General features: G+C 63.7%; 26 protein-coding genes. 22 read left to right on the top strand and 4 right to left on the bottom strand.

The annotated features are described in order from the left end of the window. Window positions 1-3 precede the first annotated feature (3 nt). Entirely contained in the window at window positions 4-1,461 is a 1,458-nt protein-coding gene (locus ABD059_RS09675) for a dihydrolipoamide acetyltransferase family protein (protein WP_343879553.1), read from the top strand. A 5-nt stretch (window positions 1,462-1,466) separates the two neighbouring features. Here ABD059_RS09675 and ABD059_RS09670 read toward each other — a convergent pair whose 3' ends face one another. Together ABD059_RS09670 and ABD059_RS09665 are read right to left on the bottom strand one after the other, a co-directional pair. Continuing rightward, window positions 1,467-1,934: a GNAT family N-acetyltransferase gene (locus ABD059_RS09670; RefSeq protein ID WP_019483495.1), complete on the bottom strand. Its 468-nt coding sequence runs from the start codon at window positions 1,932-1,934 to the stop codon at window positions 1,467-1,469. 50 nt (window positions 1,935-1,984) lie between these two features. Next, entirely contained in the window at window positions 1,985-2,593 is a 609-nt protein-coding gene (locus ABD059_RS09665; protein WP_343879476.1) for a TetR/AcrR family transcriptional regulator, read from the bottom strand. Between the two features lie 162 nt (window positions 2,594-2,755). On the opposite strand from ABD059_RS09665, the gene ABD059_RS09660 reads away from it, so the two are divergent. From ABD059_RS09660 to ABD059_RS09575, 18 genes are all read left to right on the top strand, one after another. Then, entirely contained in the window at window positions 2,756-4,360 is a 1,605-nt protein-coding gene (locus ABD059_RS09660) for a carboxyl transferase domain-containing protein (RefSeq protein ID WP_343879474.1), read from the top strand. Window positions 4,361-4,374: 14 nt separating this feature from the next. After that, on the top strand, window positions 4,375-6,465 hold the full coding sequence (locus tag ABD059_RS09655; RefSeq protein WP_343879472.1) for an acetyl/propionyl/methylcrotonyl-CoA carboxylase subunit alpha: 2,091 nt from the start codon (window positions 4,375-4,377) through the stop codon (window positions 6,463-6,465). Between the two features lie 16 nt (window positions 6,466-6,481). Further along, entirely contained in the window at window positions 6,482-7,642 is a 1,161-nt protein-coding gene (locus ABD059_RS09650; protein ID WP_343879470.1) for an acyl-CoA dehydrogenase family protein, read from the top strand. 34 nt (window positions 7,643-7,676) lie between these two features. Next, entirely contained in the window at window positions 7,677-8,540 is an 864-nt protein-coding gene (locus tag ABD059_RS09645) for a CoA transferase subunit A (RefSeq protein ID WP_343879468.1), read from the top strand. Between the two features lie 3 nt (window positions 8,541-8,543). Then, the gene (locus ABD059_RS09640) at window positions 8,544-9,197 is read left to right on the top strand and encodes a CoA transferase subunit B (RefSeq protein WP_343879466.1); all 654 of its coding nucleotides are present in this window, start codon (window positions 8,544-8,546) and stop codon (window positions 9,195-9,197) included. Then, on the top strand, window positions 9,190-9,696 hold the full coding sequence (locus ABD059_RS09635) for a MaoC family dehydratase (protein ID WP_343879464.1): 507 nt from the start codon (window positions 9,190-9,192) through the stop codon (window positions 9,694-9,696). Before ABD059_RS09640 ends, ABD059_RS09635 begins: the two co-directional genes overlap by 8 nt. Next, a complete protein-coding gene (locus ABD059_RS09630; RefSeq protein WP_343879462.1) occupies window positions 9,693-10,520 on the top strand; it encodes an HpcH/HpaI aldolase/citrate lyase family protein in 828 nt (275 codons plus the stop codon). Before ABD059_RS09635 ends, ABD059_RS09630 begins: the two co-directional genes overlap by 4 nt. Before the next feature lie 28 nt (window positions 10,521-10,548). Then, window positions 10,549-11,220: an SDR family oxidoreductase gene (locus ABD059_RS09625; protein ID WP_343879460.1), complete on the top strand. Its 672-nt coding sequence runs from the start codon at window positions 10,549-10,551 to the stop codon at window positions 11,218-11,220. A 148-nt stretch (window positions 11,221-11,368) separates the two neighbouring features. Next, complete coding sequence (dxr, locus tag ABD059_RS09620) at window positions 11,369-12,586, top strand: 1-deoxy-D-xylulose-5-phosphate reductoisomerase (RefSeq protein WP_343879458.1); 1,218 nt, start codon at window positions 11,369-11,371, stop codon at window positions 12,584-12,586. A 15-nt stretch (window positions 12,587-12,601) separates the two neighbouring features. Further along, a complete protein-coding gene (locus tag ABD059_RS09615; RefSeq protein WP_343879456.1) occupies window positions 12,602-13,960 on the top strand; it encodes a M50 family metallopeptidase in 1,359 nt (452 codons plus the stop codon). A gap of 89 nt (window positions 13,961-14,049) precedes the next feature. Continuing rightward, the gene (locus tag ABD059_RS09610) at window positions 14,050-14,670 is read left to right on the top strand and encodes a MarR family transcriptional regulator (protein WP_343879454.1); all 621 of its coding nucleotides are present in this window, start codon (window positions 14,050-14,052) and stop codon (window positions 14,668-14,670) included. A 35-nt stretch (window positions 14,671-14,705) separates the two neighbouring features. Beyond that, a complete protein-coding gene (locus ABD059_RS09605) occupies window positions 14,706-15,218 on the top strand; it encodes a hypothetical protein (RefSeq protein ID WP_343879452.1) in 513 nt (170 codons plus the stop codon). A 19-nt stretch (window positions 15,219-15,237) separates the two neighbouring features. Beyond that, window positions 15,238-15,528, top strand: coding sequence for a YciI family protein (locus ABD059_RS09600; protein WP_343879450.1), 291 nt, complete (start codon window positions 15,238-15,240; stop codon window positions 15,526-15,528). A gap of 45 nt (window positions 15,529-15,573) precedes the next feature. Continuing rightward, the gene (gene ispG / locus ABD059_RS09595) at window positions 15,574-16,740 is read left to right on the top strand and encodes a flavodoxin-dependent (E)-4-hydroxy-3-methylbut-2-enyl-diphosphate synthase (protein WP_343879448.1); all 1,167 of its coding nucleotides are present in this window, start codon (window positions 15,574-15,576) and stop codon (window positions 16,738-16,740) included. Between the two features lie 55 nt (window positions 16,741-16,795). After that, window positions 16,796-17,632, top strand: a complete 837-nt coding sequence (locus ABD059_RS09590) for a GNAT family N-acetyltransferase (protein WP_343879446.1) — start codon at window positions 16,796-16,798, stop codon at window positions 17,630-17,632. After that, window positions 17,629-18,486 (top strand): hypothetical protein, encoded by an 858-nt coding sequence (locus tag ABD059_RS09585; protein ID WP_343879444.1) that lies wholly within the window; start codon window positions 17,629-17,631, stop codon window positions 18,484-18,486. The genes ABD059_RS09590 and ABD059_RS09585 overlap by 4 nt, the downstream gene beginning before the upstream one ends. Before the next feature lie 106 nt (window positions 18,487-18,592). Beyond that, window positions 18,593-20,392, top strand: a complete 1,800-nt coding sequence (locus tag ABD059_RS09580) for a proline--tRNA ligase (protein WP_343879442.1) — start codon at window positions 18,593-18,595, stop codon at window positions 20,390-20,392. Between the two features lie 9 nt (window positions 20,393-20,401). Then, on the top strand, window positions 20,402-21,205 hold the full coding sequence (locus ABD059_RS09575; protein ID WP_343879440.1) for a sulfite exporter TauE/SafE family protein: 804 nt from the start codon (window positions 20,402-20,404) through the stop codon (window positions 21,203-21,205). Window positions 21,206-21,223: 18 nt separating this feature from the next. On the opposite strand, the gene ABD059_RS09570 is transcribed toward ABD059_RS09575, so the two are convergent. Both ABD059_RS09570 and ABD059_RS09565 read right to left on the bottom strand, forming a co-directional pair. Then, a complete protein-coding gene (locus ABD059_RS09570) occupies window positions 21,224-22,252 on the bottom strand; it encodes an aminoglycoside phosphotransferase family protein (protein WP_343879438.1) in 1,029 nt (342 codons plus the stop codon). A gap of 93 nt (window positions 22,253-22,345) precedes the next feature. Then, window positions 22,346-23,398, bottom strand: coding sequence for a DUF4439 domain-containing protein (locus ABD059_RS09565; RefSeq protein ID WP_343879436.1), 1,053 nt, complete (start codon window positions 23,396-23,398; stop codon window positions 22,346-22,348). Between the two features lie 213 nt (window positions 23,399-23,611). Here ABD059_RS09565 and ABD059_RS09560 point away from each other — a divergent pair, with 213 nt between their 5' ends. The 3 genes from ABD059_RS09560 to ABD059_RS09550 all read left to right on the top strand — a co-directional run bounded on the left by ABD059_RS09560 (window position 23,612) and on the right by ABD059_RS09550 (window position 25,636). After that, window positions 23,612-24,265 carry a ribosome maturation factor RimP gene (locus tag ABD059_RS09560; protein WP_343879434.1) on the top strand — a complete coding sequence of 218 codons (654 nt, stop codon included), beginning with the start codon at window positions 23,612-23,614 and terminating at the stop codon, window positions 24,263-24,265. After that, window positions 24,266-25,237, top strand: a complete 972-nt coding sequence (nusA, locus tag ABD059_RS09555; RefSeq protein WP_343879432.1) for a transcription termination factor NusA — start codon at window positions 24,266-24,268, stop codon at window positions 25,235-25,237. It abuts the gene before it with no gap. A 147-nt stretch (window positions 25,238-25,384) separates the two neighbouring features. Further along, entirely contained in the window at window positions 25,385-25,636 is a 252-nt protein-coding gene (locus ABD059_RS09550) for a YlxR family protein (RefSeq protein ID WP_343879430.1), read from the top strand. The last annotated feature ends 150 nt before the right edge of the window (window positions 25,637-25,786 follow it).

Here is a 25,786-nt window from a genome sequence, read left to right as displayed (position 1 = left end):
ACCGTGATTAAGGAATTCAGACTCCCGGATCTTGGCGAAGGTCTGACCGAGTCGGAAATTGTCAGTTGGCATGTAGCCGAGGGCGACGTCGTTGAACTCAACCAGATCATTGCCGATGTGGAGACCGCCAAGGCGGTAGTAGAGCTGCCGTCCCCCTACGCGGGGGTGGTGGCGCGGCTGCATGAGCAGCCTGGCACCGTGGTGGAGGTCGGCGCACCGATCATTTCCTTCGATGTTCCGTCAGCTGGTGGCTCCGATGGCGGGGGCGCAGGCACCGGCGGCCCGGCCGCAGCTGACTCCGACGGTGCGGGCGGCGACGGTGCGGGTGGTGACGGTGCGGGTGGCGCCGATGGCGTCCCGGCCAAACGTGAGCCCAACCTCGTGGGCTATGGTGCCGCGGTGGAAAAGGGTGGACGGCCTGCCCGGCGTCCCCGCGGAGGGGCAGCCGGTGCCGCGCCGGTGCCCGCTGCGCCACGATTGGCGCCTGAGCAGGTGGCCGAACCTGAGCCGGCGTCAGTTGTCACGCCGATGGCGCCGATAACGCCTGAAACTCCCGCGTCGGGCGAGAGGCCCCGCTCCACGCCGCCGGTGCGGAAACTAGCGCGTGATCTTCGGGTCGAGCTGGAATCGGTTACCGGGACCGGGCCGAACGGCCTGATCACCCGTGAGGATGTTCTGGCTGCCGCGGACAATGCCCTCGGAGAGACCCCAGGGGTTGTCGGATCCGTGGAAGCGAGCCAGACGCCTGCACCCAGTGGGCAACGTGAGACCAGGACGCCGATCAAGGGCATGCGCAAACACACCGCAGCTGCGATGGTCGCCAGCGCCTTCACCGCGCCGCATGTCACCGAGTTCCTGACCCTTGACGTCACCCCGACCATGGACCTGGTGGCACGCCTGAAGACCACCAGGGCTTTCGCTGACGTGAAGATCACTCCGCTGACCCTCGTGGCCAAGGCGTTGTGCATTGCCGTGGACCGCAATCCGACGATCAACACCCGCTGGGATGAAGCGACCGCCGAGATCGTGCAGCACCACTATGTGAACCTGGGGATTGCCGCGGCCACGCCGCGCGGGCTGATGGTGCCCAACCTCAAGGACGCGGACCGGATCTCCCTGCTGGACCTTGCCCGGGCGCTGGGCATGCTGACCGAGACAGCCCGTGCCGGGAAAACCACCCCGGCCGATCTCTCGGGCGGCACCATCTCCATCACCAACGTCGGAGTATTCGGGATCGATGCGGGGACTCCGATCCTCAATCCGGGGGAGGCGGCCATCCTCGCGATGGGCGCGGTCCGCCGGACGCCGTGGGAGTATCAGGGCGATATTGCCTTGCGGTCGGTGATGACGCTCAGCCTGTCATTCGACCATCGCCTGGTGGACGGCGAGCAGGGATCGCGGTTCCTCGCCGACATCGGCACGATCCTGTCCGATCCTGGGATGGTCCTGACAATGATCTAGCGTGGCTAGCGGAGTTCGAGGACCAGTTCCTTGACGACGGCGCCGCGGGCATTGGCGAATCCCTGGACCTCGCCAATGTGCTCGAAACCGTAGCGTTCGAGGATCCGGATGGAGTTGACGTTGTCGACGACGGCGCGGGCACGGATCGGCCGATCGGTGAACTCCTCCAGGAACAGTCCCACGGCGTCAGTGGTGATGCCCTGGCCCCAGCTGGCCTTGTCGATCCAGTAGCTGATCTCGGGGGTCTCATCGTTGCGGTAGGCGAGGATGCTGCCCACCACTGCGCCGTCGTGAAGGATGGTGCGCACGGTGATCTGGGGATCGTTCAGGATGTTCTGCCAGTGATGGTTGAACACCCCGCGGTCCGCTGGGTTCTTGGCCGTGAAGGCGGCCATGTGGTTGGCACTGGGATCGAGTTGATGGGTGAAAAACTCGTCCAGGTCGGAGGGTTCAACGGCGCGTAGTGAAGTCACATCGAACTTTCGGCTAGATGGCGGGTAGGAACAGGTTACTAGGCAATGAGCTACGCATTAAGCGCCGACCATGCCATCTTCTCCAGCAGGAGCCGCAGATCGGCAATGTCGGAGCTGCTTTTCCGGCGGGGAGTTGTGTGCGGAGTCGAGTTGATCAGTCCGAAGGCTGCATGCGCCTTCCGGCGGAGTTGGGCGGGGTCGTCGTCGGGCAGGAGTTTGGCCATGACATCCACCCACACTTCCACATATTGGCGCTGCAGGAACCGCACGGTGTGCGCATCTTCGGGGGTCAGGCTGTTCAGGTCCCGGTCCTGCACCCTGATCACATTGGCATTGCGCAGGGCGAAGTCCACCTGGAACTCGATCAGCCCTCGGAGCGCCGATGCCGGGTCCGGGGCGTTCGTCACCACCGCGTTGCTGCCGTTGAGCAGGTCTTCACTGACCCCGGCCAGGAGCGCACCAAGGACTGCTGGCTTATTGCTGAAGTGGCGGTACACGGCCGGACCGCTGACGCCGGCGGCTGCGCCAAGGTCTTCGATGGAAACGCCGTTGTAGCCGCGATCGGCAAACAACTGGGCGGCGGCATCGAGCAGTGCGGCGCGGCGGGAGGCCTTCGCCATGCTGCGGCCGGTGATCCGGCTCGGAGCAGAAGCTTCCATTGATGCCCCCATCTCGTGCGGTCTGGTAGACCGCTCATTCCATTTTGGTGGACAAGTCGGTTATTAGCTACTAACCTAAACTCAGTTAGTACATACTAACTGAAAACGCTTCCAAACAGACGGTCCGCTCGCCGACGAGCAACCAGTCAGGGAAAGACCCCAATGCAGACGCTGACATCCCAGGTAGATCCCACTAGCCCCGGCTTCCGCGAGAACGACACTGCACAGCGGCAACTGGTCACCGAATTGCGCGAACGCCTTGCAGAGGCTGCCCTCGGCGGACCGCAGCGGTCGCGTGAACGTCATGTGGCCCGCGGGAAGCTCCTGCCGCGGGAGCGCATTGACCAGCTGCTCGACGACGGCAGCCCCTTCCTGGAGATCGCGCCGCTGGCTGCCAATGGACTCTACGACGACGAGTGCCCCGGGGCAGGGGTGATCGCTGGTGTCGGACTGGTCCACGGGCGGCACGTGCTGGTGATCTCCAACGACGCAACCGTCAAGGGCGGCACCTACTACCCCCTGACCGTGAAGAAGCATTTGCGAGCCCAGGAAATTGCGCTGGAAAACAACCTGCCCTGTGTCTATCTGGTGGACTCCGGCGGGGCGTTTTTGCCCAAACAGGACGAGGTGTTTCCGGACAAGGAGCACTTCGGCCGGATATTCTTCAACCAGGCCACCATGTCTTCCCGGAAGATCCCGCAGATTGCCGCGGTGATGGGGTCGTGTACCGCCGGCGGAGCGTACGTTCCGGCGATGAGCGACGAGACGGTGATCGTCCGTAACCAGGGCACCATCTTCCTCGGTGGCCCGCCCCTGGTGAAGGCAGCAATCGGCGAGATCGTCACCGCCGAGGAGCTGGGTGGGGGAGACGTCCACTCGAAGATCTCCGGGGTCACCGACCACCTGGCGGAAAACGACACCCATGCGCTGGAGATCGTGCGTGACATCATCTCCACCCTGCCGCGGAACCCGCAAGCCTGGGAGATCACGGACTCCACTGAACCAGCGGTCGACCCCACAGAGGTCTACGGAGCGGTCCCCACCGACGTCAACGCCTCCTATGATGCCCGCGAGGTGATTGCCCGGCTCGTCGACGGCAGCCTGTTTCACGAATTCAAGAAGGAATACGGCGCCACCCTGGTCACTGGTTTCGCCACCCTGCACGGCCATCAGGTGGGCATCGTCGCCAATAACGGTGTCCTGTTCAGCGAGTCAGCCCTCAAAGGCGCCCACTTCATCGAGCTCTGCGACCAGCGTGGGATTCCGCTGATCTTCCTGCAGAATCTGTCAGGGTTCATGGTCGGCCGCGACTACGAGGCAGGGGGGATCGCCAAGAACGGCGCCAAGATGGTGACGGCGGTCGCCACCTGCCGGGTCCCCAAACTGACGGTCGTCGTCGGCGGGTCCTTCGGTGCTGGCAACTATTCGATGTGCGGGAGGGCGTATTCGCCGCGGTTCCTGTGGATGTGGCCCTCCAGCCGGATCTCGGTGATGGGCGGTAACCAGGCCTCGGCGGTGCTGGGCACAGTGAAGCGGGATCAGCTGGAGGGTCGCGGCGAAGAGTGGAGCGCCGAGGACGAAGAGGCATTCAAAGCCCCGATCCGCGACCAGTACGAGGAGCAGGGAAGCCCCTACTACTCGACCGCCCGACTCTGGGATGACGGCATTATTGACCCCGCGGATACCCGCACGGTGCTCGGCCTCGCCTTGGATGTTTGTGCCAACGCGCCGGTCCGGGACACCTCCTTCGGCCTCTTCCGGATGTGAGCGAGATATTACCCATGGAACCAACTACTGACACTGCACTGTTCGACACTGCCCTCTTCGACACCGTGCTGGTCGCCAACCGCGGGGAGATCGCCTGCCGGGTGATCCGCTCGCTCCGGGCGCTGGGTATCCGCTCGGTCGCGGTCTATAGCGACGCCGACGCCGGTGCCCTCCACGTGCGTGAAGCCGATGTGGCGGTGCGGATCGGGCCAGCGTCACCGGCCCAGAGTTACCTCTCCATCGACGCGATCCTCGACGCTTGCCAACGCACCGGCGCGCAGGCGGTTCATCCGGGCTATGGCTTCCTCAGCGAAAACCAGGCCTTCGCCCAGGCGCTCGGTGACGCTGGCCTTGCCTTCATTGGCCCCTCTGTGCATGCGCTGAATGTCATGGGAGACAAGATCAGGTCCAAGAATCATGTGACGGATTACGGCGTGCCGGTGGTGCCCGGCATCGCCCGGCCCGGCCTGACCGATCAGCAGTTGCTGAGCGCTGCAGCCGATGTCGGGTACCCGTTGTTGATCAAACCCTCGGCCGGCGGTGGCGGCAAGGGAATGCATGTTGTTGAACGTGAGGAGGACCTCGCCGGCACCCTGCCGACCGCGCGCCGCGTTGCCGCCTCAGCCTTCGGCGACGACACCCTGTTCCTGGAACGGCTGATCCTTACGCCGCGACATATCGAGGTCCAGATCCTCGCCGACAATCACGGGAACGTGATTCATCTGGGTGAGCGTGAGTGCTCGCTGCAGCGCCGGCACCAAAAGGTCATCGAAGAGGCTCCGTCGCCGTTGCTTGATGAGGCAACCCGGGCCCGGATCGGCGAAGCTGCCTGCAACGCGGCCCGCAGTGTTGACTACAGCGGAGCGGGAACCGTCGAGTTCCTCGTGTCGGCAGATGCGCCCGATGAGTTCTTCTTCATGGAGATGAATACGCGTCTCCAGGTGGAACACCCTGTCACCGAGATGGTTACCGGCGTCGACCTGGTGCAGTGGCAGGTACGGATCGCGGCCGGTGAGAAACTCACCCTGTCCCAGGACGACGTCGTACTCACTGGTCACGCGGTCGAAGCGCGGGTCTACGCCGAGGACCCCGAAGCCGAGTTCCTGCCGTCGACCGGCGTCGTCAGCCAGCTCGCCGAACCCCACTGCGAGGGGATCCGCGTTGACAGTTCCCTGCTCAGAGGGCTGGAAATTTCGGCCAGCTACGACCCGATGCTGTCCAAGATCATCGCCTGGGGAAGCAACCGCACTGAAGCCCTGAACCGTCTCGATCGGGCGCTCGCCGACACCGTGGTGGTGGGAGTCAAGACCAACATTGAGTACCTCAGGCTGCTGATCAACGACGACGACGTCCGCGCCGGCCGTCTCGACACCACCATGATCGAGCGCAAGCTGCCCGGACTGGTGTTCCGCCGCCTTTCCGACGAGGAAATCGCAATCCTCGCAGCAGCCGAAGCCGGCAACTCGACGTCCGAACCGGCCAGTTTCCACCCCGTCGGCTCGCCCTGGGCCCGTCGGGACGGGTGGCGGATTGGGACCCCCCGACCTCTGACACTGCATCTCGCCGTGTCGCCCGGTGATGTGCGGGAAGTGCTCGTCCAGCCCAGCGGTGCTGGGTATGACGTTCGTTTCGGCGAAGGTCCAGCTCGGTCGGTGAGTATTGACCGAGCACGGGGCGCTGCGACGGTGGATGGCATCCGGCGTCGGGCAGTAGTCGAACGTTTTGCGTCAACCGACCACCACGGCAGCACCCTCTGGTATTCCGACGCCGGATGGTCGACGTCGGTACGGATCCTGAACCGGACCGAGCGGCTCGAAACCCAGCTTTCGCGGCTCGCCCGCGCTGAGGGGGCGGCTGACCCCGAAGTCCGGTCCACCATGCCCGGGACGGTCACCTCGGTATCGGTTGCCGACGGTGACACGGTCGAGTCCGGCCAGACGTTGCTCAGCGTCGAGGCCATGAAGATGGAACACCAGCTGACCGCCTCGGTTGCCGGAACCGTATCGATCCACCTCCAACCCGGCGACCTGGTCAAAGCCAACCAGATCGTTGCACGCATCCACGCGACCGAAACTCAGCCCGACGCCGCAGGTACACCCGAATGAAAGAAGAACTCACGTCATGAACTTTGAACTCAGCGAGGAATACCAGGATCTGGTAGACACCGTCCGCGATTTCGCCGACGAGGTTGTTGCGCCGGTATCGGCCAAGCATGACGAGGAACACAGCTTCCCGTACGCCGTCGTCGACCAGATGGCCGAGATGGGTCTGTTCGGGCTGCCCTTCCCCGAGGAATACGGCGGCATGGGTGGGGACTACTTCGCCCTGTGCCTCGCCCTGGAGCAGCTCGCCCGGGTGGACCAGTCAGTGGCCATCACCCTTGAGGCGGGTGTCTCCCTCGGCGCGATGCCGGTCTACCGGTTCGGTACCGAGGAGCAGAAACGCGAGTGGCTGCCGCTGCTGGCCAGCGGCAAGGCGCTCGGCGGTTTCGGCCTGACTGAGTCCGAGGCCGGTTCGGATGCGTCAGGGACCAAGACGACGGCGAAACTGGTGAACGGTGAATGGGTGATCAACGGCACCAAGGAGTTCATCACCAACTCCGGCACCGATATCACCCGGCTGGTCACCGTCACCGCGGTTACCGACACCACCACCCGTGATGATGGTTCGGTGAAGAAGGAGATCTCGACCATCCTGGTGCCGACCAACACGCCTGGCTTCAAGGCCGAGAAGGCCTACAACAAGGTGGGGTGGAACGCCTCGGACACCCACCCGCTCACACTGACCGATGTCCACGTTCCCGAAGCGAATCTGCTGGGTACCCGCGGCCGCGGGTACGCGAATTTTCTGCAGATCCTCGATGAGGGACGCATTGCGATTGCAGCACTGGCCACCGGCGCCGCCCAGGGCTGTGTCGAAGAGTCAATCAAGTACGCCAAGGAGCGTCAGGCTTTCGGCACCAACATTGGATCCTTCCAGTCGATCCAGTTCAAGATTGCGCGGATGCAGGCGCGTGCGCACACCGCCCGGTTGGCCTACTACGACGCCGCCTCGCGCATGCTCGCTGGCAAACCGTTCAAGACTCAGGCTTCCATCGCTAAGCTGGTGGCTGGTGAGGCTGCAATGGACAACGCCCGCGATGCCACCCAGATTTTCGGTGGATACGGGTTCATCAACGAGTTCACCGTGTCACGTCACTACCGCGACTCGAAGATTCTCGAGGTGGGCGAGGGCACGACCGAGGTTCAGCTGATGCTGATCGCTCGGGAACTCGGTCTTTAGCAGCACGCCCCACGCCAGTACCTAAGGAGTTACAGTGATCGACAAAGTTGTTGCGACCGCCGCCGAGGCAGTGGCCGATATCCCCGATGGTGCATCGCTGGCCGTGGGCGGGTTTGGGCTCTGCGGGATTCCGGTGGCACTGATCAACGCGCTTCACCAGCAGGGCACCACCGATCTCGAAACGATCAGCAACAACTGTGGGGTGGACGACTGGGGCCTCGGCGTCCTGCTGTTCGACGGACGGATCCGTCGCACCATCAGCTCCTATGTCGGGGAGAACAAGGAGTTCGCCCGCCAGTACCTTTCAGGTGAGCTCGAGGTCGAGTTGACTCCGCAGGGCACGCTGGCCGAGCGGCTGCGCGCTGGTGGCGCCGGGATTCCAGCCTTCTACACTCCGGCCGGCGTTGGCACGCAGGTGAGCGAAGGTGGCTTGCCACAGAAGTACGACGACGCCGGTAACGTCACCGTCGCCTCGGCACCCAAAGAGGTGCGCACCTTCGGCGGACAGGACTATGTGCTTGAGGAGTCGGTCAACCCCGACTTCGCTTTGGTTCATGCCTGGAAGGGTGACCGGCACGGCAACCTCGTGTTCCATGCCACAGCCATGAACTTCAATCCGCTCTGCGCCCAGGCCGGAAAGATCACCATCGCTGAGGTCGAGGAGTTGGTTGAACCCGGCGAACTCGACCCCGCGCAGGTGCACATCCCCGGAATCTTCGTCCAACGCGTGGTGCTCGCAGCCAATCCGGAGAAGCGGATCGAGAAGCGCACGGTGTCCCTGGCGGCTGAGCAGGCAGAGCCTTCCGGTCCGGCACAGCCTTCCGATCCGGCACAGTCTTCCGAGCAGGTGCTGTTCTCCGAAGCATCCGATAGTTCCAACCCGGCGAAGGCGGTCTGAGACATGGCACTGACACGAAACGAACTGGCAGCGCGCGTTGCCCAGGAACTTGAGAACGGGCAGTACGTCAATCTGGGTATCGGCATGCCGACCCTGATTCCCAACTACATCCCCGCAGGAGTAGAGGTGGTGCTCCACTCCGAGAACGGCATTCTCGGCGTCGGGCCCTATCCCACCGAAGCGCAACTCGACCCGGATCTGATCAACGCCGGCAAGGAAACCGTGACCGTCAACGCCGGGGCTGCCTTCTTCGACTCGGCTGCGTCCTTCGGGATGATCCGGGGTGGGCACGTCGACGTGGCTGTGCTCGGTGCCATGGAAGTAGCGGCGAACGGTGACCTCGCGAACTGGATGATTCCAGGAAAGATGGTCAAGGGCATGGGCGGAGCCATGGACCTGGTTTTTGGTGCGAAGCGGGTCATCGTGATGATGGAGCATGTTGACCGCAGCGGCAAGCCCAAGATTGTCAGCTCCTGCTCGCTTCCGCTGACCGGAAAGGGGTGCGTCAACCGGATCATCACCGATCTCGCGGTGATCGACGTCGACCCCGACCGCAACGGCGGCACCCTGGTGCTGCGTGAAACGGCGCCCGGAGTGAGCGTCGAAGAGGTCATCGCCGCCACTGGTGCCCCACTGGAGGTCGACCTGAATGGCTGAGCAGCCGGCGGACCCGCAGCGGACCGTCGTTGAACAGCGCGGACTGTACTTCGACGAGCTCGACACCGAAGTGATCTATTCGCACAAGCCGGGGCGGACACTGACCGAGGCCGACAACGTTCTGTTCACCACCATGACGATGAACACCCAGGCTCTCCACCTCGATGCGGCGTGGAGTGAATCCCAGCCCTTTGGACAGCGGCTGATGAATTCGATGCTGACACTGGCAACAGTTGTCGGCCAGTCGGTTCCGCAGCTGACTCAGGGGACCATCGTCGCGCAGCTTGGCATGACCAATGTGCGTTTCCCCCATCCGTTGTTCCACGGCGACACCCTGTACACGGAGACCGTGGTGGTCGAGAAGCGGTTGTCGTCGTCCAGACCGGGGCAAGGCATCGTCACGATGGAGCATACCGGCCGTAATCAGGACGGTGCCGTCGTCGCGACGCTGACCCGGAGCGTGCTGATGTGGACCAAGGAAGGACACTCGGATTCATGACCAGTTTCACCATGGGACCAGCCCTTTTGTTCTGTCCAGCGGACCGTCCGGAGCGATTCGGTAAAGCAGCAGACCGGGCAAGTGCGGTCATTCTTGACCTTGAGGATGCGGTGGCCCCGGCGGATAAGGCAGCGGCACGACAGGCGGTGGCCGCCAGCCGGCTCGATCCACGCCGAACGATCGTGCGGGTCAACCCAGCCTCGACGGCAGACTTCGCACTGGACATCGAGATGCTGAAGCACACCGCCTACCGCACGGTGATGTTGGCGAAAGCCGAAGCTGCGGCCGACCTGTGGAGGTTGAGTGCTTTTTCGGTAGTCGCGCTGTGTGAGACGGCGGTCGGTGTGCTCAACGCGCCGGCGATTGCAGCCGAACCCAACGTAGTGGCATTGATGTGGGGTGCCGAAGACCTGGTGGCATCGTTGGGCGGGTCGTCAAGCCGTACCGACAATGGGTCCTATCGTCAGGTGGCGTTGCATGCCCGGTCCCACGTGCTGCTGTCGGCTGCAGCCGCGGGCAAGGCAGCAATGGATTCGGTCTATATCGACATCGCCGATCTTGACGGGTTGGCTGCTGAGGCGCGGGATGCTGTCGCTTCAGGATTTGGCTCGAAGGCGTGTATCCATCCAAGCCAGGCGCCAATCATTAGTGCTGCTTATCGGCCGTCTTCCGAAGAAATCGACTATGCCCGGTCCATCCTCGCCGAGGCGGCCCGCAGTAGTGGTGTCTTTCAATATCGGGGTCGGATGATTGATGGTCCGATTCTGCGTCACGCCGAGCAGACCCTCGCCAGGTCCAACGACATTCTGGCTGCCGGGAATTAGTCGGGCCCCATGGGTCGTTACCCCCAGTATGAGAACAGTGATAGCAGGAGCCCACGGAAAAATTGCCCGCGAACTCACCCGCCAACTTGTTCAACAGGGTCACGAGGTTGTCGGATTGGTGCGCAATCCGGACCACAACAAAGACATTGAGAACGACGGCGGCACGCCAGCAGTGGTCGACCTCGAGTCGAGCACTGCAGACGAGCTCGCCAAAGTGCTGTCCGGAGCCGACGCAGTGGTGTTCGCAGCCGGAGCTGGTCCAGGCAGCAGCGCTGAGCGGAAAGACTCTGTCGACCGCGGGGCATCGGTGCTGTTAGCAGACGCAGCTGAAGTCGCAGGGGTCAAGCGATTCGTTCAGGTGTCATCGATGGGAGCCGACTCCGTTCGCGATGGTCAGCGCCCCGACGGCCTTGACGACGTCTTCTACGCCTACCTTCAAGCGAAACTAGGCGCAGAAGAGGATCTGGCGGCACGCTCGTCCTTTAGCTGGACCATCGTGAGGCCCGGCGGACTCACCGACGACGCAGCAACCGGTCGAGTGCGCCTCTCGTCAAAGACCGGGCAGGGATCGGTGCCGCGCAAGGACGTAGCAACCGTGATCGCGGCTCTGCTGGAGACGAAGCTGGGGGACCGTCAGGTACTCGAGCTGATCTCCGGCGAGGAGACCATCGCGGACGCGCTGGCGTCCATCAACCGCTAGCCAACCGGCCAGGTAAACGCCCGTAACCAAAGAAACGGCCCGTAGGCTCAGAAGCTGCCCTTCCAACCGGCGGATCTGAGCCTGCGGGCCGTTTCTGCGGCCGGGGTACCCCGCACCACAGCACAGCCGTGTGCGCGATACTTGAACCATGGAATTCACTGCCCCTGACACAGGACGCCGCCGGGTTGTCATCCTCGGATCGACCGGCTCGATCGGAACGCAAGCCATCGACGTCATCCGTCAGGCCCCTGAACGGTTCATCGTCACAGCCCTCGCAGCCGGGGGTGGGAATCTGCCACTTCTGGCCGAGCAGGCCGTCGCCACCAACGCCCAGGCGGTCGCCTCGGCAGCCGGCACCGAAGCTGAACTCAGCGACGCCATCCGCGCAGCAGCCGCCAAAACGTCCGCCGCCAAGAACTACTCTCCGGTCCTGTTCACCGGCCCCGATGCGACCGCCCACCTCGCCGCCTGGCCCGACGCCGACGTCGTCCTCAACGGCGTCACCGGATCCATCGGACTGGCCCCTACGCTGGCGGCACTGAAGGCTGGGCATCTGCTCGCCCTGGCCAACAAGGAGTCCCTCATTGTCGGCGGTCAGTTAGTCCAGGATGCCGCAGCCGACGGCCAGATTGTCCCAGTGGATTCCGAACACTCCGCCATCGCCCAGTGCCTCCGCTCCGGCACGGCAGGTGAAGTGGACCGGCTGATCCTCACCGCTTCCGGCGGCCCCTTCCGTGGCAAGTCGAGAAAAGACCTCGAAAACGTCACCCCGCAGCAAGCCCTGGCGCATCCCACCTGGGACATGGGGAAGATGGTCACCACCAACTCCGCCACCATGGTCAACAAGGCGCTTGAGGTTATCGAGGCGCATCTGCTCTTCGGCATCCCACTGGACCGGATCGACGTCGTCGTGCATCCCCAGTCGATCATTCACTCAATGGTGCAGTTCACCGATGGGTCGACGATCGCCCAGGCCTCGCCCCCGGATATGCGCCTGCCCATCGCCCTCGGGATCGGTTGGCCACACCGCGTCCCGGGAGCGGCAACCCCCTGCGACTGGACCACGGCCGCCACCTGGACTTTCGAGCCCCTCGACGAAGCAGCGTTCCCCGCCGTCAGGCTGGCCAAAGCGGCCGCACAGCGGGGCGGAACAGCAATGGCGGTCTACAACGCCGCCAATGAGGAGGCTGTCGAGGCTTTTCACAGCGGAGCAATAGGTTTCGCTGACATTGTGGATACGGTAGAGGCCGTCACCGCCGAGCATCACGACGGCGGTCCGCTCACTCTCAGCAGCGTGCTCGACGCCGAGAAACGGGCACGCACACTCGCCCGGAGTCGTTGTGGTGTGCAGGATCAGTACAGCTAAGCCAAAGGAACCACGTTGTCCATTCTGCTCTTCGTTTTGGGAGTGCTCTTCGTTGCACTAGGTATTGCGGCGTCCATTGCGCTCCACGAAGTGGGGCACCTTGTCCCCGCCAAGCTCTTCAAGGTCCGGGTCACCCAGTACATGATCGGGTTCGGGCCAACGCTTTTCTCCCGCCGCCGCGGAGACACCGAGTATGGGCTCAAGGCCATCCCCCTGGGCGGGTACGTCTCGATGGTGGGCATGTTCCCGCCCGCCAGGGCCGACGACGGCGACCCCACCGGCACAGCCGTCCGCCCCTCCAGTACCGGAATGTTCCAGCAGCTCACGACTGACGCACGACAGGCCGCAGCGGAACAGCTCCGTCCCGGCGACGAGAATCGGGTCTTCTACAAGCTGCCCATCTGGAAACGCATTATCATCATGCTCGGCGGACCGGTGATGAACCTGATCATTGGTGTGATCATGTTTGCCATCCTCATCATGGGGTTCGGCTCCCCGCAGGCCACCACCACGGTGTCCGAGGTCTACGAGTGCGTGGTTCCAGCCAGTCAGCAGGCCTCGACTGGTCAAACCGCCTGCACCGACGAAGACCCGGCCGCCCCCGCCTTCGACGCGGGCCTGCAACCCGGTGACCGGGTGGTGAGCTACGACGGCCAGGATGTGACGGACTGGACCCAACTGTCCGCCTGGATCCGCGATACGGCGGGAGACGAAACCGCCATCAGCTACGTGCGCGACGGCGAAACCATCAACACCACCATCACGCCGCTGCTCACCGAACGGCCCGTGCCCGATATTGACGGCCGGCCCAAACTCAACGCCGACGGCACCGAAGTCCTCGAAGCCGTCGGTTTCATCGGTGTCGGGTCACAGCAGGAACTGGCTCCGGGTCCGCCAAGCGAAGTGCTTCCCGCGGTGGGGGACAACATCGTCGCAGTCACCGGTGTGGTGATTAATCTCCCGCAGCGTGTGGTCGAGGTGGGGCAGGCGGCGTTCTCCGATGCTCCCCGCGACCCGGAGGGCCCCATCAGCGTGGTGGGCGTCGGCCGGATTGCCGGCGAGGTTTCCGCGATGGACGAGGTCCCGATCGAATCCCGCGTGGCGACCCTGGTCGGCCTGGTGGGCGGCGTCAATATCGCCCTGTTTGTGTTCAACCTCATTCCGTTGCTTCCCCTCGACGGCGGACACATCGCCGGGGCGCTCTGGGAGGGCGTCCGCAGGACCGTCGCCCGGTTGTTTAACCGTCCGGACCCGGGCCCCTTCGATATGGCCAAGCTTCTGCCGCTCACCTATGTGGTTGTAGTTCTGCTCATGGGAATGGGCGCGTTGTTGATCTACGCGGACATTGTGAAACCGGTGAATCTCTTCGGCTGATGGCCGATGCCGGACCGCCCAAGTGGTTGTAAATCGATTTGAGCGCTAAATAGGTTGTTATTTGATTTGCACCCATATACGGTTGAATCATGTTTGTGATGACCATTGATCAGAAGGGGAGTTCGCAGGCCGACGACGGCATCCCCGGCCTGCTCGACCTGCTGCGCCAGGTCCCATCAGTCGTACCCTTCGAACGTTCAGTGGGCGATGAGGCGCAGGGTGTTCTCGACTCTCCAGAGGCAGTGGTGGACGCCGCGCTGCTCTGCCTGCGAGCCGGCAACTGGTATGTGGGGATCGGAGTGGGCGACGTCGAAGTGCCGCTACCAGCCACCGCGCGGGAAGGTAAGGGTGACGCGTTTATTGCCGCCCGTGCGGCGGTCGAACGGGCCAAAAAAGCGGGGGATCGCGCCACTGTCGCAGTGGAGGGTGGTTCCGGGACTGCCGAGGCGGAGGGCGTCCTGATGCTGATTGGGCTGCACGTCATGAAGCGGACCGCAGCCGAGTGGCGCATCCTGGATCTCCTGGAACCAGGCAAATGGGGGAGCCAAACCGTCGCTGCACGACACCTCGGCATCACGTCTCAGTCCGTCAGTAAAGCGGTGGCCCGCTCGGCGTGGGTCGAGGAATGGGCAGCCCGACCCGCCGCCGTCGTGCTGCTGCGTCTGGCGGATACTGCGCTCCGGAAGCGAAGCGTCGGACGCGGACTGTAGAGTCCGGGTGTAACAACAGGAAGGCGAGGGGCGACATGGAAGTGCTATGGGTGCTGCTGACCCTGCTGGTGGCTGCCGGCGTTGGCTGGCCGGTAACCGTAGGCGTGCTGAAGCTCGCGCGGTCCGTCGACGAGCACGAGAAGGTGTCGGGTCGCGAGGAAGCAGTCGAGCGCCACAAAACGGCAGATCCCCAGGGGAGTGCAGCGCCTGTCGTGGTCGAGGGGCCCCCCGGAATGGTGATTCCCGACCCGCCGGAAAACGTCCCGGCAATACCGGCACCAACGGCCCAGGGGGACCTGCCGGCACCGCGGCCGGGTGTCCTTCGTGGCGGGCTCGTCATCGGTATTCTCGAACGTCTTGGTGTTGCCGGGGCCATCCTCGCCAGCGAGCCGGTAGCGATCGCGTACGTCGTGGCCATCAAGGGCCTCGGCAGGTACGCAGAGCTGAAGGAAACCCCTGCGGTTGCCGAACGTTTCATCATCGGAACCCTGACCTCGCTGTTATGGGCCGCCGGGGTTGCCGCCTTCGCGGCGGCGTACCTGTTGTAATCACGTATAAGGTGGTGCTATGAGTGTTTTCGCAGTGGAATATGTATATGGCCCCGATAGCTCCGACCTACGCGACGAGCACCGACCAGCTCACCGTGACTGGCTCAATGACCTGGTAAGTGACGGGCGGGTGCTCTCCGCCGGCGCCTTCACCGACGGAGCAGGAGCTCTGCTGATCTTCACTGCCGACGACGAGCAGTCGCTCAACGACCTCCTCCGCCAGGATCCGTTTGCGCACGAGGGCGCTATCGCCGCAGTCAAGGCGACTGAGTGGAAGCCCGGGATCGGCCTGTTCTCGCAGTATGCCTGAGCCCACGAAATTTGTTGTACCGATGAACTACACATGGAGGATCCTTTGACCTCGGTCAGTTTAGGAATGCCAGCTGCACCACCGCCCGTCCTTGCTCCCCGCCGAAAAACCCGGCAGATCAAAGTGGGGTCGGTGGGCGTTGGATCGGACTCGCCTATCAGCATCCAGTCCATGACCACCACCCCGACCACTGACATCAACGCGACGCTGCAGCAGATCGCTGAACTGACTGCCACCGGGTGCGACATTGTGCGCGTTGCGTGCCCATCGCCCGATGATGCCGCAGCACTGCCGATCATCGCCAGGAAGTCGCAGATCCCCGTCATCGCTGACATTCACTTCCAGCCGAAGTACGTCTTCGCTGCGATCGACGCCGGTTGCGCGGCGGTTCGGGTCAACCCCGGGAACATCCGCAAGTTCGACGACCAGATCAAAGAGATCGCCGCTGCGGCCAAGGCTGCCGGTACCTCGATCCGCATTGGCGTCAACGCCGGCTCGCTCGATCCTCGCCTGTTGGAAAAGTACGGCAAGGCAACACCCGAGGCGCTGGTTGAATCGGCTGTCTGGGAAGCGTCGCTCTTCGAGGAACACGATTTCCACGACTTCAAAATCTCTGTCAAGCACAACGACCCGGTCATCATGGTCCGCGCCTACGAGTTGCTGGCCGAACGCGGCGACTGGCCCCTCCATCTGGGCGTCACCGAGGCGGGACCCGCCTTCCAGGGCACCATCAAATCAGCCACGGCCTTCGGAGCGCTCCTGTCCAAGGGCATCGGCGACACCATCCGCGTGTCCCTGTCGGCCCCTCCGGTCGAGGAAATCAAGGTCGGAAACCAGATTCTGCAGTCGCTGAACCTACGCCCCCGCAAGCTCGAGATTGTGTCCTGCCCTTCCTGCGGTCGCGCCCAGGTGGACGTGTACACACTCGCCGAGCAGGTGACGGCGGGCCTGGAGGGAATGGAAATCCCGTTGCGCGTAGCAGTGATGGGCTGCGTCGTGAACGGCCCAGGCGAAGCGCGTGAAGCCGATCTCGGGGTCGCCTCCGGCAACGGAAAAGGGCAGATCTTCGTTAAGGGACAAGTCATCAAGACTGTGCCCGAAGACCAGATTGTTGAAACACTCATTGAAGAAGCGATGAGAATAGCTGAGGAGATGGGGGAAGCTGATGGCGAGACTGCTGGCCAGGGTGGCCCCATGGTTACCGTCAGTTAGGTCACACGCCGGACAGCTCGAGACGTCCGGACGGACTGGGACGCCTGACGCAGTTGTGCCCGATGGGTTCATAACGCTCGACAAGGAACACAACGAAGCACTCGGGCGCCTGGTCGACCGTGATCCCACCGCCAACGTCTTCATTGCCTCGCACCTCGAAGCCTCCCGCGGACTGTCACCGTCCTACGCCGGCGGCGAGGTCATCGGTGTTTTCAGGGACGGGGACCTGGTCGCAGCGTGTTGGGCGGGCGTCAACCTGGTACCCATCGGGGTGTCCGAGGCCGACGGTGCAGCGTTAGGCACCTACCTGGGCAAGTCAGGACGAAAGTTTTCCTCCATCTTCGGGCCAGCCGAAGCCGTTCTGGCCATCTGGTCAACGCTGCGCGAATACAGCCCCGAACCATTCGATGTGCGCCCCTCCCAGCCGTTGCTGGCGATCACTGGGGCGCCCAGGGTGGAACCCGCCCCGGGTCTCAGATTCACCCGGGAGGACGAGCTGGACGTCATCGTTCCGGCGTGTGCCGCCATGTTCGAAGAAGAAGTGGGGTACTCGCCGTTCACCGGCGGGGGAGAACACTACCGACGTCGGGTGGCGTCACTGGTCAGACGGCAGGCATCGCTCGCCGATTTCGACGACGATGGCCAGGTCATCTTCAAGGCCGAACTGGGCACTGTCTCAAGCACCACCGTCCAGATTCAGGGTGTCTGGATGAACCCGGCGTACCGCGGGCAGGGGCTCAGCGCCAGCTATCTTGCCGCCGTCGTCCTCGCTGCGCAGCAACGCGCCCCGGTGGTAAGCCTGTACGTCAACTCATTCAACACCCGGGCCCTGGCCGCATATCAGACGGTTGGGTTTCGCGAAGTGGGGACCTTCGCAACGGTCCTCCTGTGAGCTCCGCGGGCCGACGTTGGCTGATGGTTCTGTCCTGCGCAGTCCTGATCGTCGGCACAGGCTGCACCGCGGAGGAGGGAACAGATGAGCTGCCCGCCCCCGCCACTCTGCCAGCCGCATCAACCCCAGCCGCATCAACCCCAGCCGCATCAACCCCAGCCGCATCAACCCCAGTCGCACCAACCCCACCAGGCCAGGCCGAAGCCACGGACGCTCCAGTCGGCGCCGAACCGGGCAGCGACCCGACGGCAGGCCAGGACAATGAATACACCGAAACCGAGCTTGAGATGGCGCTGTCAGCGGTCGATGAGCAAGAGTCCCTCGCCGGGGTCATCCTCAATGATTCGGCTATTCGGGAGCTCGTCAATGGGTCCGACGAGGGGACCAGCGACTTGACCGTGACCCCCGAGGAATGCGACGTGTTCGCGGATCCGAACCTCGCAAGCCTGGCCCGGAACGCTACCCTCGGCGTGATGACCTTTGCCGGGGCATCCTCACTGCAACCTGATTCGCTCAGTCTGACCAGTCAGGAATCGGACGAATCAGTCCAGGAGCAGATCCAGGCCAACCGGAGTCAGCTCGCCGAGTGTTCGGCGTTCGACCTGGAGATTGGGGGAGAAGCGGTCGCGGTGGCGGTGACGGAGCTGGCGGCCAGCACCAGCGCCGATGAAACCTTCGCGGTCAGGACCGTGGTGCAGATTCCCGGGACAATTCAGGAGACCGTGTCACTGACCGCCTTGATCGGCACTACCACCATCAACGTCACGATCGGCAGCTCGGGCGACATTGCACAGGATCTGGCCCGCGGCGAAAGCCTCGTCGACACGACAATAGCCGCGCTGCAGTCCCTGTGATCGTCCGCGGCGGGGCGCCGTGTCACCGGGCGCTGCCTGAAACGGATAGATTGGTATCTGATGATGCTGCTTCGGCAGCCAGTGCTGAAGAAACGGATTTTAACGCGTGGTCCTTCGACTCTCCACCCTCTTCCTGCGCACCTTGCGCGAGGACCCCTCCGACGCTGAGGTCGCCAGTCACCGGCTCCTCGTGCGCGCGGGCTACATTCGCAGGGCTGCCCCCGGGATCTATAGCTGGTTGCCGCTCGGCCTGAGGGTGCTCGGCAAGGTAGAGACCATCATCCGGGAGGAAATGGCTGCCATTGGCGCCCAGGAAGTGCATTTCCCCGCGCTACTCCCCAAAGAGCCTTACGAGGCAACCAACCGCTGGACCGAGTACGGCGACGGCATCTTCCGGTTGCAGGACCGCAAGGGCGCGGACTATCTCCTGGCCCCAACCCATGAAGAGATGTTCACCCTGTTGGTCAAGGACCTGTACAACTCGTACAAGGACCTGCCGGTGAGCCTGTTCCAGATCCAGTCCAAGTACCGGGACGAAGCGCGGCCGCGCGCCGGCCTGCTGCGGGGACGCGAATTCATCATGAAGGACTCCTACTCCTTCGACATCGACGACGCTGGCCTGGAACGCAGCTACCAGCTGCACCGCAGCGCCTACCTGCGGATTTTCGAGCGGCTCGGACTGACCGTGGTCCCCGTGGCCGCGACCGCCGGCGCGATGGGCGGGTCCACTAGCGAAGAGTTCCTGCACCCCTCCGACATCGGCGAAGACACCTTCGTCGCCTCCGAGGGCGGCTACACAGCGAATGTCGAGGCTGTCACCACCGTTGTGCCCGAGGACATTGATTTCTCCGACGCGGGGCCAGCCGAAATCCGGGACACACCCGACACACCCACCATTGACACGCTGGTCGGCCACGCCAACGATGTCCTGGCGCGGGACGCCGGCCCTTGGACGGCTGCCGACACCCTCAAGAACGTCGTATTGGCAGCAGTCCTGCCCACCGGTGAACGTCGTCTGGTGATTATCGGCCTCCCCGGTGATCGCAGCGTCGATCTCAAACGCATCGAAGCGAACCTGGCACCGCACCTTGAAGTCGGTGGAGAAGTGATGGTGGAGCCGGCCTCCGACGAGGACCTGCGGAAGCACCCGGGTCTGGTCAAGGGGTACATCGGGCCAGGCCTTAGCCTCGATGCTCCGGTGCTCGGCGTGGACGGGCTCACCGGGATTCCCTACCTGGTGGATCCACGGGTGGTCTCCGGCACGTCCTGGATCACCGGTGCCAACGTTTCCGGCAAACATGTGTTCGGCCTGGTCGCGTCCCGCGATTTCGCGTGGGATGGGGTCATCGAGTCAGTCGAGGTCCGTGACGGCGACGAAGCGCCCGACGGCTCCGGACCGCTGAAGGCCGCCCGCGGCATCGAAATGGGCCACATCTTCCAGCTCGGCCGCAAATACGCTGACGCGCTAGGACTGAAGGTCCTGGACCAGAACGGCAAACTCGCCACCGTCACCATGGGCTCCTATGGGGTTGGGGTGACCCGTGCGATTGCGGCGCTTGCCGAATCCAACCGGGATGACAAGGGCATCATCTGGCCACGGAACGTAGCCCCGGCCGATATTCACCTGGTCGCCACGGGCAAGGGTGAGGAAATCTTCGCCGCCGCCAACCAGCTCGCCGAAGACCTGACGGCCGCCGGTCTTGACGTCATGTATGACGACCGCCCCAAGGTGTCCCCAGGGGTGAAGTTCGGTGATGCCGAGCTGATCGGCGTACCGACCATCGTCGTCGTCGGGCGCGGCCTGGCGGATGGGGTGGTGGAGGTCAAGGACCGCCGCAGCGGCGAGGCAGAGAACGTCGCAGTGGCTGATGTGGTGGAACACCTCCGCCGCCTCGTTAGCTCCTAGCAGGTCAGGTTGAGCTCCGGGCTGGAGGAGATCCAGCTCGCGACGATCCTGCTGGTGGTGGTAGCAGGATTCGCTGCGGGCTGGGTCGACGCGGTGGTGGGCGGCGGGGGTTTGCTGCAACTCCCCGCCCTGCTTTTGGTCCCCGGGATTACCCCGGTGCAGGCGTTGGCCACCAACAAACTGGGCTCGCTGTTCGGCACCACCACCAGTGCCATCACCTATTACCGGCGGGCCAAACCGGATCTCAAGACTGCGCTACCGATGGCGGGGATCGCCCTGGTCGGTGGGTTTGGTGGCGCGATCATTGCGACCTCGCTGCCGTCGTCGGTCTTCAAGCCCATCATCGTGGCCGCTCTCATTGCCGTGGCGCTGTTCACCGCGTTCCGTCCAACCGTCGGCACCCTGACCAAACTGCGTCACACCGGCGGACGACACTATGGAACGGCCGCGGCTATCGGGCTGGTCCTTGGCTTCTACGACGGGCTGATCGGCCCGGGTACCGGATCCTTCCTGATCATCGCGATGGTCACACTGCTCGGCTACAGCTTCCTGGACGCCAGCGCCAAATCCAAGATCGTGAACCTGGCCACCAACTTTGGTGCGCTGATGTTTTTCCTGCCCAACGGGTCCCTGCTCTGGGGTCTCGGGCTGATCCTCGGTCTGGCCAACATGGCCGGCGGCTATCTGGGATCGAGGATGGCCATCACCCAGGGCAGCAGGTTCATCAGGGTCGTCTTCCTCGTGGTGGTCGCGGCGCTGATCGCCAAACTCGGTTACGACGTCTGGGTCGAGAACATCCGACCGGCGCTGTAGCTCCTGCCGGGGTGTGGGCTAGGGGCTGACCAGGTCCGCTGGCGACGGGAGCTCGGGCAGGGTTCGACGCAGCAGGGTACTCGCCACCCAGAGGGAACGCTGGGCGTCGTTACGGTTCCCCGACTCCACAGCCGAAAGAGCGTTTTGCACCTCACGGACCACCGACCAGTCCCTTGCCAGCAACGGGTCGAGACCAGCGGCGAAAGCCAGATCGGAGCACCGCTCCCGCAGATGGCCCGCAGGGTCACCCGGAAACAGGTCTCCAATCCGGTTCCACAGCATCGGTGCGACGGCGAACTCCGCGTCGCCGATCACCGGTTTCGGATCAATGGCCACGTAGTCGTGAGGTAGCGCCGGAGCACCGCCCAGACCGACCGTGCCGGCGGGAAAAGGGCGGGGCAGGATATTGAGGTAGTGCAGGTCGGAGTGCACCAGCACATCCTGTTCGGATCGGCGTCCAACGGCTCCGCGCACCTGGCACACCTCCAGGGCGCACTCAAGCAGCCAGCGTTCAAACGGACGACCCAACCGCTCCCAGTCTGCAGGGAGGGTATCTGTCCACATTTCCGCCTGCGCGGCCACAGATGGAATGTCCTGCCAGAGCTCGCCGCTACCCGGAGCCAACCCCAGATCCTTCACCAGGCCACCCCAGATCTCGGCTGTCTCTGCCAACGGCACCCCTGCGAGTGAATGGTTCCCGTCGAGCCGCTCCAGCAACAGAACGTAGTCCTCCCGGGCGGCTTCCAACACTTTGACGGCACCGCAGCCAGCCCAAAGCCTCAGGGCGTCGGACTCGGGGAGTGCATCATCGTGGGGCACCGTGACCTTCAGGACCGCCCGGCTACCATCAGCCCGATGCACGGGCAGCACGACGGCGACGCTGCCGAACCAGGGGCGTCTTGCGCCGGGTAGATCGAGGGTCAGCTCCCACTCGGCCAGGGCGCTGTGGACCAGGTCCTGCCACCGGCTCAGCCAGCCGCGCCCGCCGGGAAGGCGTGAGGCATGGCGGACCAGGGTCGCCGGGAGTTCAAGTCCGCTGAGGTCCACGAGGCCAAGTCTAGGCTTCAGGCGTGGCCGGGTGCGGCATTGCCTGAGGCTGGTTGCACTGGTTGCACTGGTTGCACTGGCTGCCCGGGCAGGTCAGTCACGAATGCCAGGAAACGCTTCGGCAGCGTCGGTGGCCAGGTGCTGATGGTCGGCAAGATCACTGAATCGTTGGACCGCCCAGAGCCGGGCGGGCCCCTCGGTCAATCCCACCAGGTCGGCGTACATGGTGATGAGCTCAGAGTTCAGGGCGGCGAGCGTCGCCTCAGGATCGTCGAAGAACGCCGCATCCAGGGCAAACGCCGGCGCCTGGGGGTCGGGTTGAGGGCAGGTGATGGTCTGTAGCAGGATCTCGCCGGCGGCGGCAGCGCTGGCATGCTGACCCGCGAACTCGACCAGGGTCGACGGATCGGACCCACGGGCCGCGGCCACCTCGTACGCATAGGCAGACCGGTGCTCGGCGGCAACCGCCTCGCCCAGCAGATCAGCCTCCGGATAATCAACAGGTCTCGTGTCAGCGCGCGGGGTGGAGTCGCCGGACGCCCCGTCCCGGGGTGTTGCGGCAGCACAGGTGGGCGACGGCCCGGCGGTCACGGTTGGCAACGGTCCCGGTGCTGGCGCTTTGAGGCCCTGCAGGTCGGCGAGAGCTAATGCCTGGCGTCGTTGACTGGTCCCAATCGAGGCGAGTAGCCGCGCTATCCCTGGTTCCGCCGTCACAGCAGCGTCAAGGTTCTGCTGTGCGGAGCTGAACAGGTCTGTCACGAAACCGGCCGGTGTGGGTGTTGGCTCGGGTGCTGCAGGGGACTCGGCTGTGCCGGTGGGCTCCGAGGAACCAGCGGTAGGGGGAGCGGACGCGACAATCGGGTTCGAGAGTATCGGGTGCCAGAGGGCCTCAGCCTGTTCCTGCAGGATGTCGGCCGTTTCGGCGTAGGCGCCGCTTAGCTCGGATTCGGTACTGTCGGATTCGGCCCCGGCTGAAGGTGCCCCGGCTGAAGGAGCGCCGCCGGAGGAAACAGTGACCGAAAGTGCTGTAGCAGCAGCAGCCAGGTTCGCTGCCCGAGATTCTGCACCCAATTGCGCTTCTTCAGTGAAGGACAGCGGTGGCGGACCCTCAGCGGGGGGACCATCCAGGTTTAATCCCAGTGCCACTACCAGAGTGAACGCAAGAAGGAGCCCGACCGTCCTGAGGGTTCGCCGTGCGAAAGTACGCAGGGTGCCCCGGAAGCCGGAACGCCGGGGGTCAGCAGAATCCTTCACAACTCTTGATGATGTCATGATCCCCGCCCGTTCACCGGCTGATACACCGTGCGCGCCGGAAAGTCGGTACCCTAGAGCTACAACATCATCGAGTGGGAGGCAGTAATGGCGGTTCGGCCGGGCAATGACAGTCCGCCTGCGGCAAGCACGCTGCAGCAACAAGCTCATGACGCGGACGTCGAGGCGGAATCGGTCAGGCTCACAGCGCTGCTGCTGCCCACCGTCGAGGGGCACGGGCTTTTCCTGGAGGCTGTAGAGATCAAATCCGCCGGATCGGAACGTACCGTGAACGTGGTGGTGGACCTGCCGGAGGATCAGACCGGGTCAGTGAACCTGGACCTGATTTCGGATGTGGCTCACGACGTTTCACTCGCAATGGACGCCGACCCACACGACCACGGGCGTCCGTACAGCCTCGAGGTTTCGTCCCCGGGAGTTTCCCGACCCCTCTCTCAGCCCCGGCACTGGCGGCGCAACAAGGGACGAATGGTCATGGTCCGCCGGCTCAAGGGCGACGATGTGACCGGCCGGCTTCTGGAAGTCAACGACGACGGCATCCGGTTGACCCCACAGATACCAGTGAAAAAAGGGATGAAGCCAAAAACTGGCGACCCCCTGACGCTCCTGTTCACCGAGATCCGTAAGGGCACCGTCCAGGTGGAGTTCACGCATCTCGACGACACGCATCTCGACGACATCGGGGGCGAGGGCATCCAGGAGGATACCCGCCCCACCAAAAACACAGCTTCGGAGGCCTAAATGGATATTGATATGAGTGCGCTAAGGCTGCTGGAACGAGAACGGGAAATTCCACTGGAACTCCTGATTCCTACCATCGAGCAGGCACTGCTGGTGGCCTATCACAAGACCGCCGGATCGCAGGATACTGCGCGGGCGGAGCTTGATCGCAAGAGCGGCCACGTCACCATCTGGGCAACTGAGACCGACGACGACGGCGTCCCCGTCGGTGAGTTCGATGACACGCCCACCGGCTTCGGCAGGATCGCTGCCAGCACCGCCCGGCAGATCATCCTGCAGCGGCTCCGGGACGCCGAGGACGACAACATCCTGGGTGAATTCCGTGGCAAGGAGGGCGAACTGGTTGCCGGCATGATCCAGCAGGGCACCAACCCCCACATGATCCAGGTCAACCTCGGATCGGTTGAGGCGTTATTGCCGCCGCCGGAACAGGTACCAGGCGAGAAATACCTGCACGGCTCGCGGCTGCGAGCCTTCGTCGTGGACGTTCACCGCGGCATGAAGGGTCCCTCGATTACCCTGTCACGTTCGCACCCCGGGCTTGTCCGTAAACTGTTCGAACTGGAAGTGCCGGAGATCGCCGACCACACGGTCGAGATCGTCGCACTGGCCCGCGAGGCGGGACACCGGACAAAGATTGCCGTCAAGGCTCAGGTACCAGGGGTCAACGCCAAGGGTGCCTGCATCGGCGAAATGGGTTCGCGAGTGCGGGCAGTCATGAACGAACTCAATGACGAGAAGATCGACATCGTTGACTACAGCGACGACCCAGCAACCTTCATTGCCAGTTCCCTTTCCCCATCAAGGGTCTCGTCGGTAACAATCACTGATGAGAGCACCCGGTCGGCACGCGTTGTGGTTCCCGACTATCAGCTCTCCCTGGCAATCGGCAAAGAGGGGCAGAACGCACGGCTGGCAGCCAAGCTGACTGGGTGGCGGATCGACATTGTGTCCGACGCCGCCAAGGCCTGAACAACCCAGTAGAGCCGCAGATGCGGTCTTGCCAGCCGAAAAGCGCTAGAATGGAAGAGGCTTAGGTCATTGCCATCCCAACAAACCGCTATTAGAACGTGCGTAGGTTGCCGGAAGCGTGATGACCAGGCTGTTTTGCTGCGGTTGGTGAAAGAAAATCTGGACGGCTCCCACGCCGTCGTGATTGACGATCGCCGCCGACTCTCCGGTAGAGGTGCGTGGTTGCACCCCCAGCCGGCGTGCATGGAGCAAGCCCTCAAACGCGGTGCGTTCAACCGTGCCTTCCGGGGCCAGGTTGAAACTCGCGACGTTGAGGATCGGCTGCATGCACTCAAGGAAGCTTCACTAGGAAGCCACCCTAAACAAACCGTCCTCCCTGAAAGCGGGTCAGAAAACTGATGGATTCCCGATGAGTACCCAGCGATGAGTGCCCAACGATGAAAAATCTGTTGAGCTTTGCAAATGGCTTTTCGGTTGCTCCGGCAACTGTGGTCTGCAGTAGGAATTAGACGGTTCGTGCCTGACTCGGTGCGGACCGAGACAGGAGAA

This window comes from Arthrobacter flavus (genome assembly GCF_039526005.1).
Classification (GTDB): Bacteria; Actinomycetota; Actinomycetes; order Actinomycetales; family Micrococcaceae; genus Arthrobacter_D; species Arthrobacter_D flavus.
Note: the sequence above shows the minus strand (reverse complement) of the source record. Positions and strands in the feature narration are given on the sequence as shown.